Annotated in this window: 18 protein-coding genes; 13 read left to right on the top strand and 5 right to left on the bottom strand. The window is 45.3% G+C overall.

The window, feature by feature from the left end; translation table 11 throughout:
* Positions 1-141 precede the first annotated feature (141 nt).
* From GDZ68_RS14365 to GDZ68_RS14340, 6 genes are all read left to right on the top strand, one after another.
* Positions 142-1146 (top strand): hypothetical protein, encoded by a 1005-nt coding sequence (locus GDZ68_RS14365; protein WP_153723002.1) that lies wholly within the window; start codon positions 142-144, stop codon positions 1144-1146.
* Between the two features lie 94 nt (positions 1147-1240).
* Positions 1241-1639 (top strand): VOC family protein, encoded by a 399-nt coding sequence (locus GDZ68_RS14360; protein WP_153723001.1) that lies wholly within the window; start codon positions 1241-1243, stop codon positions 1637-1639.
* A 138-nt stretch (positions 1640-1777) separates the two neighbouring features.
* Positions 1778-3112 carry an MATE family efflux transporter gene (locus tag GDZ68_RS14355; RefSeq protein ID WP_153723000.1) on the top strand — a complete coding sequence of 445 codons (1335 nt, stop codon included), beginning with the start codon at positions 1778-1780 and terminating at the stop codon, positions 3110-3112.
* Between the two features lie 112 nt (positions 3113-3224).
* Positions 3225-4733 carry a YcdB/YcdC domain-containing protein gene (locus tag GDZ68_RS14350; RefSeq protein ID WP_153722999.1) on the top strand — a complete coding sequence of 503 codons (1509 nt, stop codon included), beginning with the start codon at positions 3225-3227 and terminating at the stop codon, positions 4731-4733.
* 350 nt (positions 4734-5083) lie between these two features.
* Entirely contained in the window at positions 5084-5560 is a 477-nt protein-coding gene (locus GDZ68_RS14345) for a DUF2975 domain-containing protein (RefSeq protein ID WP_153722998.1), read from the top strand.
* Positions 5561-5570: 10 nt separating this feature from the next.
* A complete protein-coding gene (locus GDZ68_RS14340; protein WP_153722997.1) occupies positions 5571-5786 on the top strand; it encodes a helix-turn-helix domain-containing protein in 216 nt (71 codons plus the stop codon).
* Positions 5787-5822: 36 nt separating this feature from the next.
* Here the strand turns inward: GDZ68_RS14340 and GDZ68_RS14335 are convergent, their stop codons facing one another.
* Complete coding sequence (locus GDZ68_RS14335; RefSeq protein WP_153722996.1) at positions 5823-6626, bottom strand: cytochrome c oxidase assembly protein; 804 nt, start codon at positions 6624-6626, stop codon at positions 5823-5825.
* A complete protein-coding gene (locus GDZ68_RS14330; protein WP_408020122.1) occupies positions 6616-7122 on the bottom strand; it encodes a DUF2243 domain-containing protein in 507 nt (168 codons plus the stop codon). Before GDZ68_RS14330 ends, GDZ68_RS14335 begins: the two co-directional genes overlap by 11 nt.
* A gap of 209 nt (positions 7123-7331) precedes the next feature.
* Between GDZ68_RS14330 and GDZ68_RS14325 the strand changes: the two genes are divergently transcribed.
* A complete protein-coding gene (locus GDZ68_RS14325; protein ID WP_153722994.1) occupies positions 7332-8471 on the top strand; it encodes a zinc-dependent alcohol dehydrogenase in 1140 nt (379 codons plus the stop codon).
* Between the two features lie 123 nt (positions 8472-8594).
* Here GDZ68_RS14325 and GDZ68_RS14320 read toward each other — a convergent pair whose 3' ends face one another.
* The gene (locus GDZ68_RS14320; protein ID WP_194841179.1) at positions 8595-8921 is read right to left on the bottom strand and encodes a helix-turn-helix transcriptional regulator; all 327 of its coding nucleotides are present in this window, start codon (positions 8919-8921) and stop codon (positions 8595-8597) included.
* An 88-nt stretch (positions 8922-9009) separates the two neighbouring features.
* Between GDZ68_RS14320 and GDZ68_RS14315 the strand changes: the two genes are divergently transcribed.
* Entirely contained in the window at positions 9010-9759 is a 750-nt protein-coding gene (locus GDZ68_RS14315) for a metal-dependent hydrolase (RefSeq protein WP_153722992.1), read from the top strand.
* 120 nt (positions 9760-9879) lie between these two features.
* On the opposite strand, the gene GDZ68_RS14310 is transcribed toward GDZ68_RS14315, so the two are convergent.
* Positions 9880-10164 carry a hypothetical protein gene (locus tag GDZ68_RS14310; protein ID WP_153722991.1) on the bottom strand — a complete coding sequence of 95 codons (285 nt, stop codon included), beginning with the start codon at positions 10162-10164 and terminating at the stop codon, positions 9880-9882.
* A 110-nt stretch (positions 10165-10274) separates the two neighbouring features.
* Positions 10275-10601 carry a YnfA family protein gene (locus GDZ68_RS14305; protein ID WP_153723052.1) on the bottom strand — a complete coding sequence of 109 codons (327 nt, stop codon included), beginning with the start codon at positions 10599-10601 and terminating at the stop codon, positions 10275-10277.
* Positions 10602-10857: 256 nt separating this feature from the next.
* Between GDZ68_RS14305 and GDZ68_RS14300 the strand changes: the two genes are divergently transcribed.
* The 5 genes from GDZ68_RS14300 (at position 10858) to GDZ68_RS14275 (ending at position 15580) form a co-directional block, all read left to right on the top strand.
* Complete coding sequence (locus GDZ68_RS14300) at positions 10858-11292, top strand: hypothetical protein (protein ID WP_153722990.1); 435 nt, start codon at positions 10858-10860, stop codon at positions 11290-11292.
* Entirely contained in the window at positions 11271-11966 is a 696-nt protein-coding gene (locus GDZ68_RS14295; RefSeq protein WP_153722989.1) for a DnaB helicase C-terminal domain-containing protein, read from the top strand. The genes GDZ68_RS14300 and GDZ68_RS14295 overlap by 22 nt, the downstream gene beginning before the upstream one ends.
* The gene (locus tag GDZ68_RS14290) at positions 11953-12450 is read left to right on the top strand and encodes a hypothetical protein (protein ID WP_153722988.1); all 498 of its coding nucleotides are present in this window, start codon (positions 11953-11955) and stop codon (positions 12448-12450) included. The genes GDZ68_RS14295 and GDZ68_RS14290 overlap by 14 nt, the downstream gene beginning before the upstream one ends.
* A gap of 398 nt (positions 12451-12848) precedes the next feature.
* Positions 12849-13775 carry an AEC family transporter gene (locus tag GDZ68_RS14285; protein WP_153722987.1) on the top strand — a complete coding sequence of 309 codons (927 nt, stop codon included), beginning with the start codon at positions 12849-12851 and terminating at the stop codon, positions 13773-13775.
* 26 nt (positions 13776-13801) lie between these two features.
* Positions 13802-15580, top strand: a complete 1779-nt coding sequence (locus GDZ68_RS14275) for a sigma-54-dependent Fis family transcriptional regulator (protein ID WP_153722985.1) — start codon at positions 13802-13804, stop codon at positions 15578-15580.
* The last annotated feature ends 180 nt before the right edge of the window (positions 15581-15760 follow it).

The following is a 15760-nucleotide window of genomic DNA, read 5'->3' as shown; positions in this document are numbered from 1 at the left end:
TCTACCTAGGAGGTCCTTTTTGGTGTGTATTTGCCTTACGTGTCGTAAATACAAATTCTCAAATCTGGCTATCTAGGTACCTGTTAATCAGCTGCTGTTTCCGATAGGGTGTTGTCAAGCATGGTTTGGAGAGTGTGGGAAATGGAAACTGTAAAAGAAATTGCGGGGATGGCGGCTATTACATTGTTTCTCGGTCTGCTGACATGGGTGCTGGCAGACTCCTATATGGAAGAATACGATCTGTTTGCAGCGGAGCGATCGAATGCATTTGTCGTTGAAAAGACTGCGGAAAAGGGCCTATTTACGTCTCCCGCTTATTATGTTTGGACGGAAATACAGGACGGCGAGGGGACGCGCAGCCTCAACCGTGTTTCGAAAAGTCAGATGAAGAATATTGAAATTGGTGAGATGTTCAATGGCTATTCCATAGGCTCGTCCGGTTTTTCCTCCTTGCGAGATATCTTGGCAGACAGCTTTTTTTATCTGACCGCTATCTTCTTACTTGGATTTCTGACATTGTGTTGCTTTGTTGCACTGATTTTTCCTGTACTTGAAATGGGGCGTCCGGTAAAAAAGAAATCTCCCAAACGGCAGGTGCAACAGAAACAGAACCGCAAGCGCAGAAAAAATGGCAGTAGAAAAAGGACTGGAAAAAGGACAGGCTGGGGGATTGCCGGTGCTGCCGTACTGGTCTTTCTGCTGATCTCGGGGCGCTTTGTCTTGAACTTGATACGGAAAGTGCTGCCGTTCGGTAAAACTGAGGCGGAAGCGCTGATTTTAGACAAGTCAGCCGATATCTCCTATCGCAGACACGAAGATTCGGTCTATGAGTTGATTGTGTCCTTCAGAGACCAGGCAGGACAAAACATCGAAGTTGTGCGGGATGTAACAAGGAGTACCTATAATCAATACGACATCGGGGACATGCTGCCGATTGCATATCGCAGCACAGATCCCTATGATCTATTCGTGCGGGGCACTTCCTTTGTAGATGTCTTTCAACAAACGTTTATGTTTTATGAGTTGTACATGTATGTTGCCCTGCTCGCAGTTTCTGCTTTTGTCGGCTGGGCGTATATTCAGGAACTTAAGAAGAGGAAAAAGGTACGGAATGAGCAAGATAAGCGGAAAGGCAAGGGAAAATAGGGTGCCACACAACTCGTGAACTATTCAGAATACCTTACGAGTTGTGTGGCACACAGGAACAATATAATTTGTTTGTAAAGAGAGGATGGATTACATGAGAAATGTCACACCATTTTTAATGTTTCAAGGCGGCACAGCAGAGGAAGCGATGAATTACTATACATCACTCATCGAGGATTCAGAAATTAAAAGTATTGCCCGATACGGAGCTGAAGGTCCGGGAAAAGAAGGTACCGTAATACAAGCGGTTTTCTCGTTAAAGGGGCAGGAGTTCATGTGCATCGACAGCCATATTGACCATGAATTTACGTTTACCCCGTCTTTTTCTATCTACCTCACATGTGATACTGAAGAGGAAATCGACGACCTTTATGCTGAATTAATGCAAAACGGCACAGCGCTTATGCCTATAAATAATTATGGATTCAGCAAAAAGTTTGGATGGGTGAATGACCGGTTCGGCCTATCCTGGCAAGTGAACTTACCCGATTAAATCGGCTGCAATGATTGGTATATAAACGTTACGAAGCAGATCACAAAAGGCTTTCATTGCCAAAAAGTGATCTGTTTTGCGTTTTCAGGTTACTGGCTGTGATAAGATGGGCACATCATCATGAAAGGGTGAATAAACATGCAGAAGCAGCATGATTTCACGCAGGGGAACCTTTGGAAACAACTGATTGTCTTTTCGGGCCCGATTATGCTGACCAACTTGCTGCAGACATCTTATCAATTCGCAGACAGTTTGTGGGTCGGTAATTTACTTGGTGCAAGTGCACTTGGATCCGTTGCTGTTTCAAGTACTATTATATTTACAGTTCTATCCTTCGTAATCGGACTGAATAATTCAGCTCTGACGATTCTGTCCCAGCAAAAAGGCAGAGGGGATGAGCAGGGACTGAAACGATATTTGAATGCGTATGTCGTGATGTTGACTATCATGTCATTCGTGCTAGGAACCATAGGCTATCTCTCTGCAGAGCATTTACTTCGCATATTAGGGACACCCGAAAGCATGATGGCTGCAGCAACTTCCTATTTGCAAATCAACTTTATAGGAATGCTATTTCTATTTGGCTATAACTTTATTAGCACCGTTCTGCGTTCGCTCGGGGACAGTAAAACACCGCTTCGTTTTGTGATGATTGCCGTTGCGCTGAATATTGTGTTGGATCCGTTGTTCATCGCAGGATTCGGTTTTGGGATCGAAGGAGCTGCCTATGCAACAATTCTAGCACAGGGATCTGCATTTGTTTATGGGCTTCTTCATGTACTATACCGGAAACTTGCGCCATTCAGCATCCCGGCATGGCCGAAAAAAAAGGAAATTGGACTGATTTTGAACATTGGAATCCCGTCCGGCCTGCAGATGGCCGTCATTTCCGCCGGTGCCGCTGCTATCATGAGCGTAGTCACGGTTTTCGGAGAAGATGTCGTCGGCGGATACGGTGCGGCCCAACGTCTCGACAGTCTGGTGTTACTGCCTGCACAAGCACTCGGCACAGCGATCAGCAGCATGGCGGGACAGAATATCGGCGTGAAGAATTGGTCCCGCGTCAAGCAGCTTGCCAAATACGGGGTTCTGTATAGTTTCGCTGTCACATTCCTGATCGGAATCATTGTCGTTGTCTTCGCGCAATACGGAGTGCGGCTGTTCATTCGGGAGGAAGCATCGGTAGCATTTGGGACCAGATACCTGCAAATTGTCGCTTTATGCTATCCATTCCTCGGAATTAACTTTGTTCTGAATGGAATTGTCAGAGCTTCCGGCGCGATGTATCAGGTGCTGGCTCTGAATATCATTTCCTTCTGGGTGCTTCGCTATCCGCTGGCCGCCTTGTTCTCCAAGGTCTTTGGAGATATGGGCATCGGAATCGGTGTAGGCATAAGTTTCCTAGTCAGCAGTTTTATCGCATTTCTGTATTTCCGCTTCGGGAAGTGGCGCGAGAAGGAATTGCTTGTGTAATCGATTCCGTATTTTTGATTCGGTGCCGTGTGCGACGCAATTTGAAAACAATTCAGAATCGTGTCCAAATTGTTTCGCGCACAGGCACCATCTAATAGAGAGGGGTAAGCAAATGCAACAGACTTTAAACCAAGTGGCGGATTGGCTGCAGATGAAAGTGGGGTTCACTTCGTCTGAATTTGATTTCTTTATGAACGGGAAATCGTTCTACATAACAGAAAAAGGGGCGGATGAACCGTTCGCAGTCTGCACGGTCGATTCGCAGGACCGCCTGATGGGCTTCGAATATATCGATCCAGACGATTTCGACGCGGATAAATTGAAAGTGGAGGATATGCCGTCCGTTGCGGAGGCGTTTATACGCGAATTTCATCCGGACGGGCTGAAGACGTACCGGCTGCAGTCGGTGATCGATCTGGATAAGCTCTATCTGGTGGAGTATGGCATCCGGGATGAGCGGTACGGACTCGTTCTGCCGGGCATTGGATTTTCCCTGACGATTACCTCTGACGGCAAGGTCGTGCAGTTTAGTTTCAGTGAAGGGCCCGCCGATATCCGTTACCCGGAACACATCATACCGGAGGAAGAGGCGAAAGAAACCTATGCCGTACGTACTGATTTTGAGCTCGAGATTCGCAAAACTGACACGGAAATATTCCACAATGGGGATAATACGTACCGTCTCGTCTGGTCGCTGAAAGAGGCGGCGGTCGATATTCCGGCTGACGGCAGTGAACCTGATAGTGTGGCGGAAGGCAGGGAATATGAGACGCTTCCCGCACACATTGCGCCGGTGAATACTCCGCTTCACGGGATGATCGGGATTACGGATGAGCATGTAAAGCTTGGCGAACAGTCGGACGACGGTCTCCGAATTGAAAAGTGGCAGCATCTTTCATTGGAGAAACCGGATGAAATTGACTTCAGTGAAGCATACACATCATCTATGATCACGATTCATTACGACAGCGGGGACCGTCCAGTATTCGTCTATAACGGAGAAGAGTGGACAGAAGATAATGACGCGCTCGGTGAGGAAACACTTATGCTGCGTGCATTCGATTATTTATTTGAGCTGTTTCCTGAAGCGCAGAAGCATTTCCTGATGGAGAAGCTGGAAGAGGATGAAGAGTGGGATGAGCTGGTAGATTTTGTCGAGGAACTGACGGATGAACTTGATGATTTGGAAGACGGGGAAGAATGTATGGCTGAAGATGACGAATGGGTCGACGGACCGGATGAAGCGGAAGAAGAGGAGTCGAAGGGATTTTATTTCCAGTATCATGTGAACGGCGTGCCGGTCGAAGGCCTGATGATGCACGTCTCAGTCGGCTTGTACTCCGGTCGAATTGTCTCCGCATCCATGGAATCTGCGTTAGAAATCCCTCCGGCAGACACGCTGACGGTTCCCGTGCTGACGAAGCAGGAAGCGGCAGGGCAGCTGATGCAGCAGTTGAAGATGGAACTGTCGATGTCGATGGAGTTCGATGAAGACGGGCAGGTGTTCTACCGTCTGACATATTACCCATCGTTCCCCAAGACGAACGGCCATGTGCGTATGATTGATGCAGAGAATGGCACCGCATATTATATGGATGCCGGCGGTTCGGTATTTTATTGAGAGACCACTTCACGTGTTGCGTGGTGCACACTATCCATTGCATCCCGGGTTTTAGCGTCAGCATTTTATCGAACGAAAAGGCATTAAAAATTAGTCAATAAATAGATAATAAAAAAAGGGAACGGGTTAGTCTTTATCAACCTGTTCCCTTTTTAATTTACATTCAAATAGACATTGTAACAAAAATATATACTTATTCTTACACGTTTTTAACACAATGCTAGTAGGAATGGCTTCTGGACAATTGAATAAATAACGATAATAAGGGATTATAAATCAATAATTATTTATTGATATTCGATAAATATGTTGCTACAATAAAATCAGTAATAAATGAAAGAGGTGCTTTTATGAAACGTGGAACCACACTGATTTTAAAAATTGCTGTTTTTCTAATTGGAATTCCAGTTCTAACTTTTTGCCTAATGGGTTTACCTTGGTTAATTAAAAATCCCGCAAATCCGGAGTATGCCAATATGCTATATCCTATTGTAATTATAATGTATATATCAGCGATACCATACGTTGCTGCATTGTATCAGGCATTTCGGCTCTTACGTTATATTGATAGAAACGAAGCGTTTTCAAGTATTTCTGTAAGAGCTTTAAAGAATATAAAGTACTATGCGGTCTCCATCAGTATCTTGTATGTAATCGGCATGCCGTTCTTTTTTCTCTTGGGGGATAAAGATGACGCGCCGGGTGTCGTCCTGATCGGATTAATCATTATTTTTGCTTCAATGGTAGTTTCCGTTTTTGCTGCAGTTCTTCAAAAGCTATTAAAAGAGGCAATAGATATAAAATCTGAAAATGATTTAACAGTCTGAGGTGATTTAGATGGCAATTATAATCAATATTGACGTGATGCTGGCGAAACGGAAAATGAGTGTTACGGAACTTTCGGAGAGGGTTGGAATTACGATGGCCAACATCTCTATATTGAAAAATGGGAAGGCGAAAGCAATTCGATTATCAACATTAGAGGCGATTTGTAAGGTATTGGAATGCCAACCCGGAGATATTCTGGAATATCAAAGTGACGAAGAGAAATGAGGTGTGTGACCAGACCCAGAGACAATCAAGTTGCCTCTAAGTCATTTCACGCACAGGAACGCCGGGCGAAATTGCTGACCGGCGCGAACCGGAGGACAGATACCAACTCCTGAACAACAATACGATAATCACCAGATCCACCGCATCTCCGCCATAATACATCAACATCGCTCCTGCACGGGCTTCCTCAACAGGGACCCCATGAGGCGAATAGGCATAGAGAAATTTCGAAAGAATTCCATGCCCCGCAAGCGCCAAGATGAAAACGACCGTGCGATAGCCATAGCTGAATCGTCGCGATACCGGATCAATATACAGCATGGACACCGTAAACAAATAGCCTGCCGCGAATACATGGACATGCACGAGTATATGCAGCCATAAATGATGGTGCATCGCCGCAAATAATCCTGTCGTATACAGCAGCCAGAGTCCGCCGATATTCAGCACAGCAGCGGTGACCGGATGAATATAGAAACCTGCAAGCCTGCTTCTCAGCAAACGGCTTACGCGCCGTGCCTGCCGAACAGGAAGCGTCCGAAGCAAAAGCGTCATCGGTGCCCCGAGAGCCAATAAAAGCGGGCCTAGCATTCCGACGAGCAGATGCCCTGCCATATGCCAAATGAAATTCCCATGCGACAGCACAGCAAGCGGACCGACCAGTGCACTCGCTGAAAGAACCGCGCCGGATACCCAGGAAACGATACGCAGCCGCGGCCATTTGCGCAGGCGTTCCTGGCGATCGGAAAGATAGACGCCTACCAGATACAGCCCAATCGCCAGCAGTGCAGAAACCCCGAACAGCCAGTCTGTCACAGCAAAAAAGGAATCATACAGCATGAGGTTTCACCTGCCCTGCACCCCGCGAATCTTGTTTCGCCGAACGTATCAGCAGAAAACCAGCCGCAATCATAATAATCGCCGATCCATTCCATACGACATCGTACGGAACAATATCCACATCATAGCGGATTTGATGGATACGCAGCACCTTATGCTGTATCGTCCCGTCATACAATTGGAACGCCCCGCCTCCGACCAGCTTGCCGCCCCAGAACATCTTATGCCAAAGCGCATCCTGCCGGCGCAGATCCGCCACCAGATAGAGCCCGCCCACCGTCGCAAACCAGCTGAACGCATGAAACAGCCCGTCCGACACCAGCCCCATCGCCACCGTCGACTTATCATAGAACTTATGCCAATGCAGCAGCTGATGAAACACTGTCTCATCCATGAACGCCACAAACCCCAGGCCGAATAAAATTCCCGCCCATAAGTTTTTTGTTTGAAATTTCCTGCGATTCGCCCAATTTACTCCATGCTTTTTTGGCATCAGCCAGTCACCGCCTTCTAGATTTACAGACTTATTATTTCCGAAAGGGGAAGAGGTTAAACAGAAAGCGAAAGGAATTATTTTACCTGGCGCATCTCGATTTCAGTGAATTACTGCTCGTGCTGAATTGCAATTTATTAGCAAAATAACTAGTTTTCTAGAGAATAAACATTAAAATATCGGGTAGATTAGGGAAAAGGAGGAATGCATAGATGAAGGCAGTTACTTTTCAGGGCGCCAAGGACATCCAAGTGAAAAAGGTGGATGCGCCGCATATCGAAAAGCCAGATGATATTGTTGTCAAAATTACTTCTACAGCCATTTGCGGATCGGATTTGCATATTTACACGGGGGCTTTGCCGGCGCATAAAGACTATGTGATCGGGCATGAACCGATGGGTATTGTCATAGAAATCGGTCCCGAAGTGACGAAAGTGAAGAAGGGTGACCGCGTCATTATCCCTTTCAATATTTCCTGCGGCGAATGTTTCTTCTGTCAGCATGAACTGGAAAGTCAGTGCGACAACTCGAATCCGAATCCTGAAGTGGACACGGGCGGCTACTTCGGTTTCACGGAGCGCTACGGTAATTATCCGGGCGGCCAGGCTGAGTATCTGCGTGTGCCGTATGGAAATTTCATTCCGTTCGTCATTCCGGAAAGCTGTGAACTGCCGGATGAATCTTTGCTGTTTCTCTCTGATATTCTTCCGACAGCTTACTGGAGTGTCGAGCATGCCGGCGTGAAAAAAGGAGACACAGTTATCGTCCTCGGCTCGGGACCTGTCGGATTATTGACGCAAAAATTTGCCTGGATGAAAGGCGCGGAACGGGTCATCGCAATCGATCATGTGCCGTACCGGCTGCAGCATGCGAAGAAGACGAATAATGTAGAAATATTTAATTTCGACGAAGTAGATGAAATTGGACAGCAAATGAAAGAACTGACAAGCGGCGGTGCGGATGTTGTCATTGACTGTGTCGGTATGGACGGGAAAAAGAATGTTCTCGAAAAAGTCGGCCAGAAATTGAAAGTGCAGGGCGGAACACTGAGTGCCATCGACATCGCCTACCACTCCGTCCGGAAATTCGGCACGATTCAGCTGACGGGCGTATATGGATCGCTTTACAATATGTTCCCGCTCGGTTTCCTGTTTGAGCGCAACATCAATCTGCGGATGGGGCAGGCGCCGGTCGTACACTATATGCCGATGCTGTTCGACAAAATCACGAACGGTGAAATCGACCCGACCGACATCATTACCCACGTCCTGCCGCTTGAAGAAGCTTCAAAAGCCTATGATACTTTCTATGAGCATGAGGACGAATGCATCAAAGTGATTCTAAAACCTTGAAGTCAAAAATCCTTTCGCCGGCAGGCTTATGGGTGAATTGTTTGAAGGGTTTGAATGGTAAGGTAAAAAAACGAGCCGGCAGGAGACTGTCCTTTTAGCTCGTTTTTTGTCTTATCCTAGATTTCATTCAACCGGCAAAATCACATAAATATTCGCGCCCGGCCCCTGCGTCTCGGGTTCAGTGAAAGGAATCCGCCGAATCATTCCGAGTTCGATCAGCTTCCGCATCACCCGCCGGACCGTGGAATTCGATACGCCGAGTTCCTCCTCCATTTCCCTCTGCGTCAAATGTGCCGCCATATACGACCCTGAGTTCGACCGGATTAATTCGAAAACTTCCCGGTCCATCCTGTTCAGCCTCTGCCAGTTTCTTCTGACGTGTTCCCTGACTGCAAACTCCATGTCTTCCCTGTTGTTGAATTCGGTATGGCCTTCCAAATAATGTAGCATATCGTCACTCCTTTTCCCTCTATATAGACAGTGGGCCGGAAAAGGATACTCTGATTGAAACTGTGCCTGTGCGTCACACATAGGCACGATGAATTCATATTTCCCATTCCATACGACAATCGTTTATACTGGAACAGGCGGGACGAATATACGTTCTTTATTCGGCCGTACACTATACAGCCAGAGAGGTTTACATATGAAAGGCACTTCACATCTACTTATCGGCACGGCCGCCGGCGCTGTCGCGGGTTACGCCGCACAGTCTGACATCAGCACTGCATTGATTGGCGCAGCAGTAGGCGGGATCTCGGGTGTTGTTCCCGATCTCGACACGAACGGGCTGGCAAGCAACCGGATTACACTCAGCAAAAAAGTGAGCAAATGGCTCATGGAGTCCGCGGGTATCGTCATCCTCGCGACACTCGGCTATCGGGCGGTGACAGAGGGGCTCGACCGCGACATTTATCTGTACGGCAGTATCGGACTCCTGCTACTCATCGTTTCGCGTCTCATCACACAGCGACGGATGCTCACGATTACCGGTATACTCGTCATGCTGCTGGGCTTCGTCCTCGGCCAGTCCACCGGCATCCTGCTTGCCGGCAGCTATATCATATTCGCATCATTCCTGCCGCACCGGTCGTACACGCACTCTATTATCGGCGTCGTTTTCTATGCATTCATCCTGAAGCAGCTGTACACGCAATGGCCTATCGACGGCCTGGTCGCCGCGGGGCTTGCCGGCTACATCAGCCATCTGATCGCTGACATGAAGATACTTCCTGTCAACCGGCGGGGCGTTAAATGGTTTTTGCCGCTGTGGAAGCATGAATTTTAATTAACAATTTGATTATGTGCATGTTCCGATCCAAGGTGAATAATAGAAATAGCCAATAAGAAACGCTTAGACGAGCGTTTCCTATTGGCTATATTCTTTCTGAACTTATTAATTAAATATTTATTTTTTATTTTTCAACTCTAAAAGGATAGGAGTTACATTTAACAAAATCGATAGAATCGTCAATATCCATAACGCTGCTTCCATCGTAGGCACCACATCTAATAGCGCAGCCCAATCTTCCGCCTTCACCCAATCTGACACCATACGGTAATCTGCAACGACTGTTAGTGCAGTAAATGATAATCCCATCGCCATCGCCAATTTATAATCTTTGCCTGAACCATACATATAAAGATTTATACAAGTTGCCGTTATGGCGATAAGTCCTAATAGTAACCACATAATTATTCCTCCATTTACAATAAAAGTTCTTAGCAATTAAGACGGTAAGGGCTAGTAAATAGATTCATAATTTTAACCAAGTGGCCGTAATTGAAAAAGAACTCCCACTGTCAGTAACGCGGTGCAAACAATATCACGGAAACACCAAGCAAGCAGATTCCTGCCCCTATCAAGTCATATAAATCAGGTGTCTTTTTATCAATTCCCCATCCCCACAGCACAGACAGAAAGATAAAAACTCCTCCGTAGGCCGCGTAAACCCTGCCAAAAGAGGGGAATGTCTGGAATGTAATGACCACGCCATATAAAACTAAAGCGATTCCGCCGAAGAGTCCCCAAACAACAGATTTACCCTCCCGCAGCCACTGCCAGATCAGATAGCCTCCGCCAATTTCAGCTAAACCGGCTAAAAGAAAAATAATAATAGCATAAAACATTTTTGAAAACCTCATTTCGTGATGGCTCCAAACAACCGGCCTGGCTTGTTCGATCAACCATCTACTGATTTCCAATTTTAACACAAGACCTCTGCTTCTTTTCAAAGTATTCATTTACTTCAAATGCTTTTTGACCCTCCTGTATCCTTTTGGAAAAACTCCTCTATATTAGCGTGCAAGAGGCATAAACAGCCCCTTACATCAAACAGAACAGAGAGGTACAATCCAATGAATTTACTGATCAAAGAATCCACCGATGATTATCCTGCCGTCGCTTGCACAGCAAGTGGGGCTGAATGAAGCAATTCTGCTGCAGCAACTTCATTTCCGCTCACTGATTTCCCGTAAAGGCTCAAATGGAGAGAAATGGGTGTCCAAAACGTATGAGGAATGGGCAGAAGAGTTTCCTTTCTGGATCGTCAGAACAAGCCGACGCATAATACGAAACCTTGAGGAGAAAGGCTATCTAATTTCGACTTCCGAATACAACCGGATGAAAGCTGACAACACCAAGTGGTACCGCATCGATTATTCTGCCATCAGTAAGGTCTTTGGCAATCAGGGGCAGTGTCCGGAACACCCAGCTGCAGCTGTCCAAAATGAACAGACAGAGTTGGCCATTCTGGACAAACCATTACTTACAGAACTTAAGAATAGTAAAGACCCTCGATGGGGAAGACCGACACACTGAATCATTTCGCCCTGCATGCCGGCTGGTCAGGCCATCTGCCGATTATCTTCTCGCTTGAGATGAGCAGGAAATCGATGATCGACCGTCTGATTGCGGCAACGGGGGGCTACAGCCGGCTGCGCATGCGCAATCCATACCTCTATTTCACTGATACACAGAATGAGCAATGGACTGAAGCGATGATGAAATTGGACGAGTCGAGCATCCATATCGATGACAGAAGTGCGTTGAAAGTCAGCCAGATCAAAGAAACGGCCAGAAAGATCATCAAAGAGAATCCCGGCAGACATCCGGTTATCTTCATTGATTATCTGCAGATTATCCGGCCCGACGGAAATCCGGGCAACCAAACCCAGATGATCGGCCAGATCAGTGCAGATCTGAAGAACATGGCCAAGGAATTCAATTGCCCCGTCGTCGTGCTGTCGCAGCTGTCACGGGCAGTCGAGCAGCGTCAGGACAAACGCCCGCTCATGAGCGACTTGCGGGATTCCGGAAATATCGAGCAGGACGCCGACGTAGTCGCATTCCTCTACAGGGAAGACTATTACAAAGCGAAAGCCGTCCCGACCAATGAACTCGAAATCGTCATCGCAAAAAAACGTAACGGCCCGACCGGCAGAGTTAAAATATCGTATTTCAAGGAAAGCGGCACGCTGAGTGAAATCGAATAAACAACCCATTAAAGGAGCGGATAATAATGAAATCAACAGTAGCAGAAGTTTTCGAATTCGCAATCGAGACGAATCTAAGCCTCTGGTAGCACACGACATCTATTGGGCCATGACACGCGACCTGATCGATCCAGCAAATGCCATATGCAGCATCCCATATGACAATGAGGAAGTCAGCCGGCTCGAAAAAGAGAATGTATTGGGCCTCGGCAGCATAAAGCTCTATGTCATCAAAACAAAAACGAAAGATGTATTTGCCTTCTATTTCGCAGAACATTCCCTAAACGTATTCCGGCTCCACGAAAAGAAATTTCGCGAATATGACGTAACCATCCAAAACGTCGACCGCCTGATGATCAAAGTAATTGCCTGCGCAGTAACCGGCGAGGAAGAGTTCCTGTTCGAACGCAGGAGACGCATTGCGGAATACCCTGCGTATGTCGGGCATGCATGGGCGGGGGAGATGGTGATACATCAGATTTAGGGAGTGTGGAGGTAAGGGTTTAATTTTTGCACGGTGCGCCACGCAACTTAGAAACTACTCTGAATATCTTTCGTGTATAAGTATACAAAAGAGAATTACTCAAAAGAGCAACGCAAGTAGGCAACTGTTTGCTTACGATGCTCTTTTGGATTCCTAATTTTGAATTGTGTGGTAACCTGGTACCTGATTCTCTAATACCTAATTATTATGCTAAAGATAATTTAATGAATATATCGATGATAAAAGTATGTTGGTATGCAATTTAAAAGTAAATAAAATGATTCAAAATTAATCGAACATGCAAATGTATTATAAATAATAAATAAGTGTTACATAATAAATCGATTGTTGCTATACTAAACTGAGAAAGCATTATTTCCGGCAATCGGAGGTGTCTATTGGAATATTTACTTTTCATCATCAGTAAGGTTATTCTACCGATCTTTGTCTTGATTGCGGTCGGCTTTATATTTCAGAAAATGATTTATGCGGACGTAAAAGTACTTACTAAGCTGAACGTCTATGTATTTGTACCAGCGTTCATTTTTAAAACAATGTATACCGCAGAGTTTTCTGCGCACATTGTGATGTCGATTAGTATATTTTTTATTATATATGCGATCATGCTGTTAATCGTGGTGAAAATTCTATTGAAAACCTTTCCCGTTTCCTCGGAGAAAGGAATGGTCATTACAAATGGTGCCCTGTATTACAATGCCGGCAACTATGGAATTCCGGTCAATGACCTTGTATTTCGCGGCGACGGAACAGCAATGTCAATTCACATAGTAATCGTCGCGCTGCAGAATGTTCTCATATTTACTTACGGAATATTTACGTTGAATTTTGAAAAGAGAAATTTTCGTGATTCCATTCTGGGCTATTTAAAAATACCTGTTTTGTACGCCCTCGTGCTTGGGGTATTATTCAACACATTTTCCGTTCCATTGCCGGATGCCCTGATGGTGCCGGCAAATTATATATCAAACGGGATGGTCACCATTGCTCTTTTGACACTCGGGGCACAGGTAGCGGTGCTGAAGCGTACTAAATGGAGCCTTCCGCTATTCTACAGTGTAGGCACCCGGCTGCTGATCGGCCCGCTGCTTGCGTTGCTGATTATTTATGTATTCGGATTCAACGGCATGCTGGCGAAGGTCATGCTGATTGCATCTGCCATGCCGACATCCGTGAACAGCGCAGTCCTAGCCCAGGAATACGACCGTGAGCCTGCTTTTGCAGCAGAGACAGTCCTGTACTCCACTATATTTAGCGCACTTACTGTAACAGGAACTATTTACCTTGCAGACTACCTGTTTTCTTAACAACCGAGAGGAGGTTGGCAAACTGTATGCCGATCAATGTATTAGTAGTTGCACCGTATCCTGGGTTAGCAAACCTTGTTAGAGAGATGGAACGGGAGCTGACTCCTTTTAAGATTACGCTGCATCAGGCGGATCTAAAGGAAAGTTTAAGCATAATAGAAGAATATGATCGGGATGGTGTTCAGTTTGATTATATTGTAAGCAGAGGCGGGACGGCGAATCTGCTGCGCAAACATGTAGATACACCTGTTATCAATATCGATATTTCAGGTTATGACATTTTAAGGATTTTAACCTTACTGAAAAATTATAATACAAAAATAGGGATGGTTGGTTTTAAAAATATTATTAACAGCTTTGAAACTGTCGCATCCGTTATTCAATTGGACATGCGCTATCATATAATCGAGAAAGAAGAAGATGTTGAAGGTACCCTGAAAGAACTTGCCAAAGAAGGAATACGAATTGTCGTAGGCGATGCGATAACGGTTCGGCTGGCTGTCGGTATAGGTATGCAAGGCGTATTGATTACATCGGGAAGAGAGTCTGTTCTGGAAACCTTTGAAAAAATTAAGATGATGAATAATGAGATCAACATGTTTCGATCGAAAAACACACTATATGAGCAGCTGTTGAACCGTATGCACAAGGGAATCTGTCTTATGGAAGAAGACGGAACACTCGTCTATAAAAATACTGCTTTCACGAAAGTAATCGAGCTCTCCGTAAAAACGGGAGACGATTTATTTAAGCACTTGCCGTTCCTTCACACGATTGTGGAAGAGTTAGATGCAAACAGTCCGTTGAAGTTTCAGTTGGCCATAACTCAATTTGATGATGTTTTGTCATTTAATACGGGGAGAATTCGTTCATATGATGGTGAACCGCTTATCTATATTGAGGTGAGTAATGAGAAGAACACTGAGGAAAGGGGGATCACATGTACGTATTCCAGTGATTTCATGGATACCGTTCCTTATTATTTGCTGGAGAATACAGCATTTCAAAATGGATACCAGGTTGTGGAGCCACAACTCAAGGATAAAAAGCCAGTTGTATTAATCGGTGAATTAGGGACAGGCAAAAGAATGTTTGTTCATTCCCTGTATGAGAGAAATGAAGCGGCAATCCGGGCAGGTGGTATTATGGAAATTGCTCTTTCCCGTCCTGAAATTGCTTCTTTTAATCGGTTGCTAGAGCTTTTGAAAAAAATTCCTGTCCATACATTCGTTCATATTAAAGGATTACAGATGACTACGCCCAGTCAGCAGAGGAAGCTGAGCGAGATAATTCAACAAATCGAATCTCAGCTTTTTCTGTCTTTTTCAGGCGGCCCGGAATATGAATTACAGAAGGATCCACTCATTGACCGGTATCTAGCAGATGAATTAACCGGATTGACTATCTTTTTCCCGCCATTACGCGACCAGAGTGAATCACTGGAGCAGGCAATTAATACATTTATTTTGTACTACAACGAAAAAAGCGGAAAGCAAATAGTTGGCATGCAGGCACAGGCATTGGAAAAGTTGAAAGAACATGCGTGGGAGCGTAACTTTATCGAACTTAGAGAAATAATTAAAGAGCTGGTTCACCAAACAGAAGGGCAATTTATAGAAGAGGTGGAGCATTGTCTGCAAGCCAGAACAGCAGGAAATAAAACTATTTCCCTGGACCAGCCGTTGGCCCAGATGGAAAACGACATCATCAAGATTGTGCTGGAACAGGAGAATGGTAATCAGACTCGAACTGCAAGCAGGTTAGGTATCACCAGGTCTACTTTATGGCGTAAATTGAATCAATAAGCTAACCGTCTAAATGACAATATTCCTTTGGAATAAACGTCATTTTGGCGGTTTTTCCTTTTTATAAGAGAAAAAAATATACGAAGTGCTTCAAAATGAAACAATAAAATAAAAATAAATTATATTTTCTAATAACTAGTTGTAAATTAAAACTATTGTACTTATAATTACAATAATAAG

Origin of the sequence: Sporosarcina cascadiensis (assembly GCF_009650995.1) — a bacterium.
Taxonomy (GTDB): domain Bacteria; phylum Bacillota; class Bacilli; order Bacillales_A; family Planococcaceae; genus Sporosarcina; species Sporosarcina cascadiensis.
The sequence above is the reverse complement of the archived record's forward strand: the minus strand, read 5'-3'. Positions and strand labels throughout refer to the sequence as shown.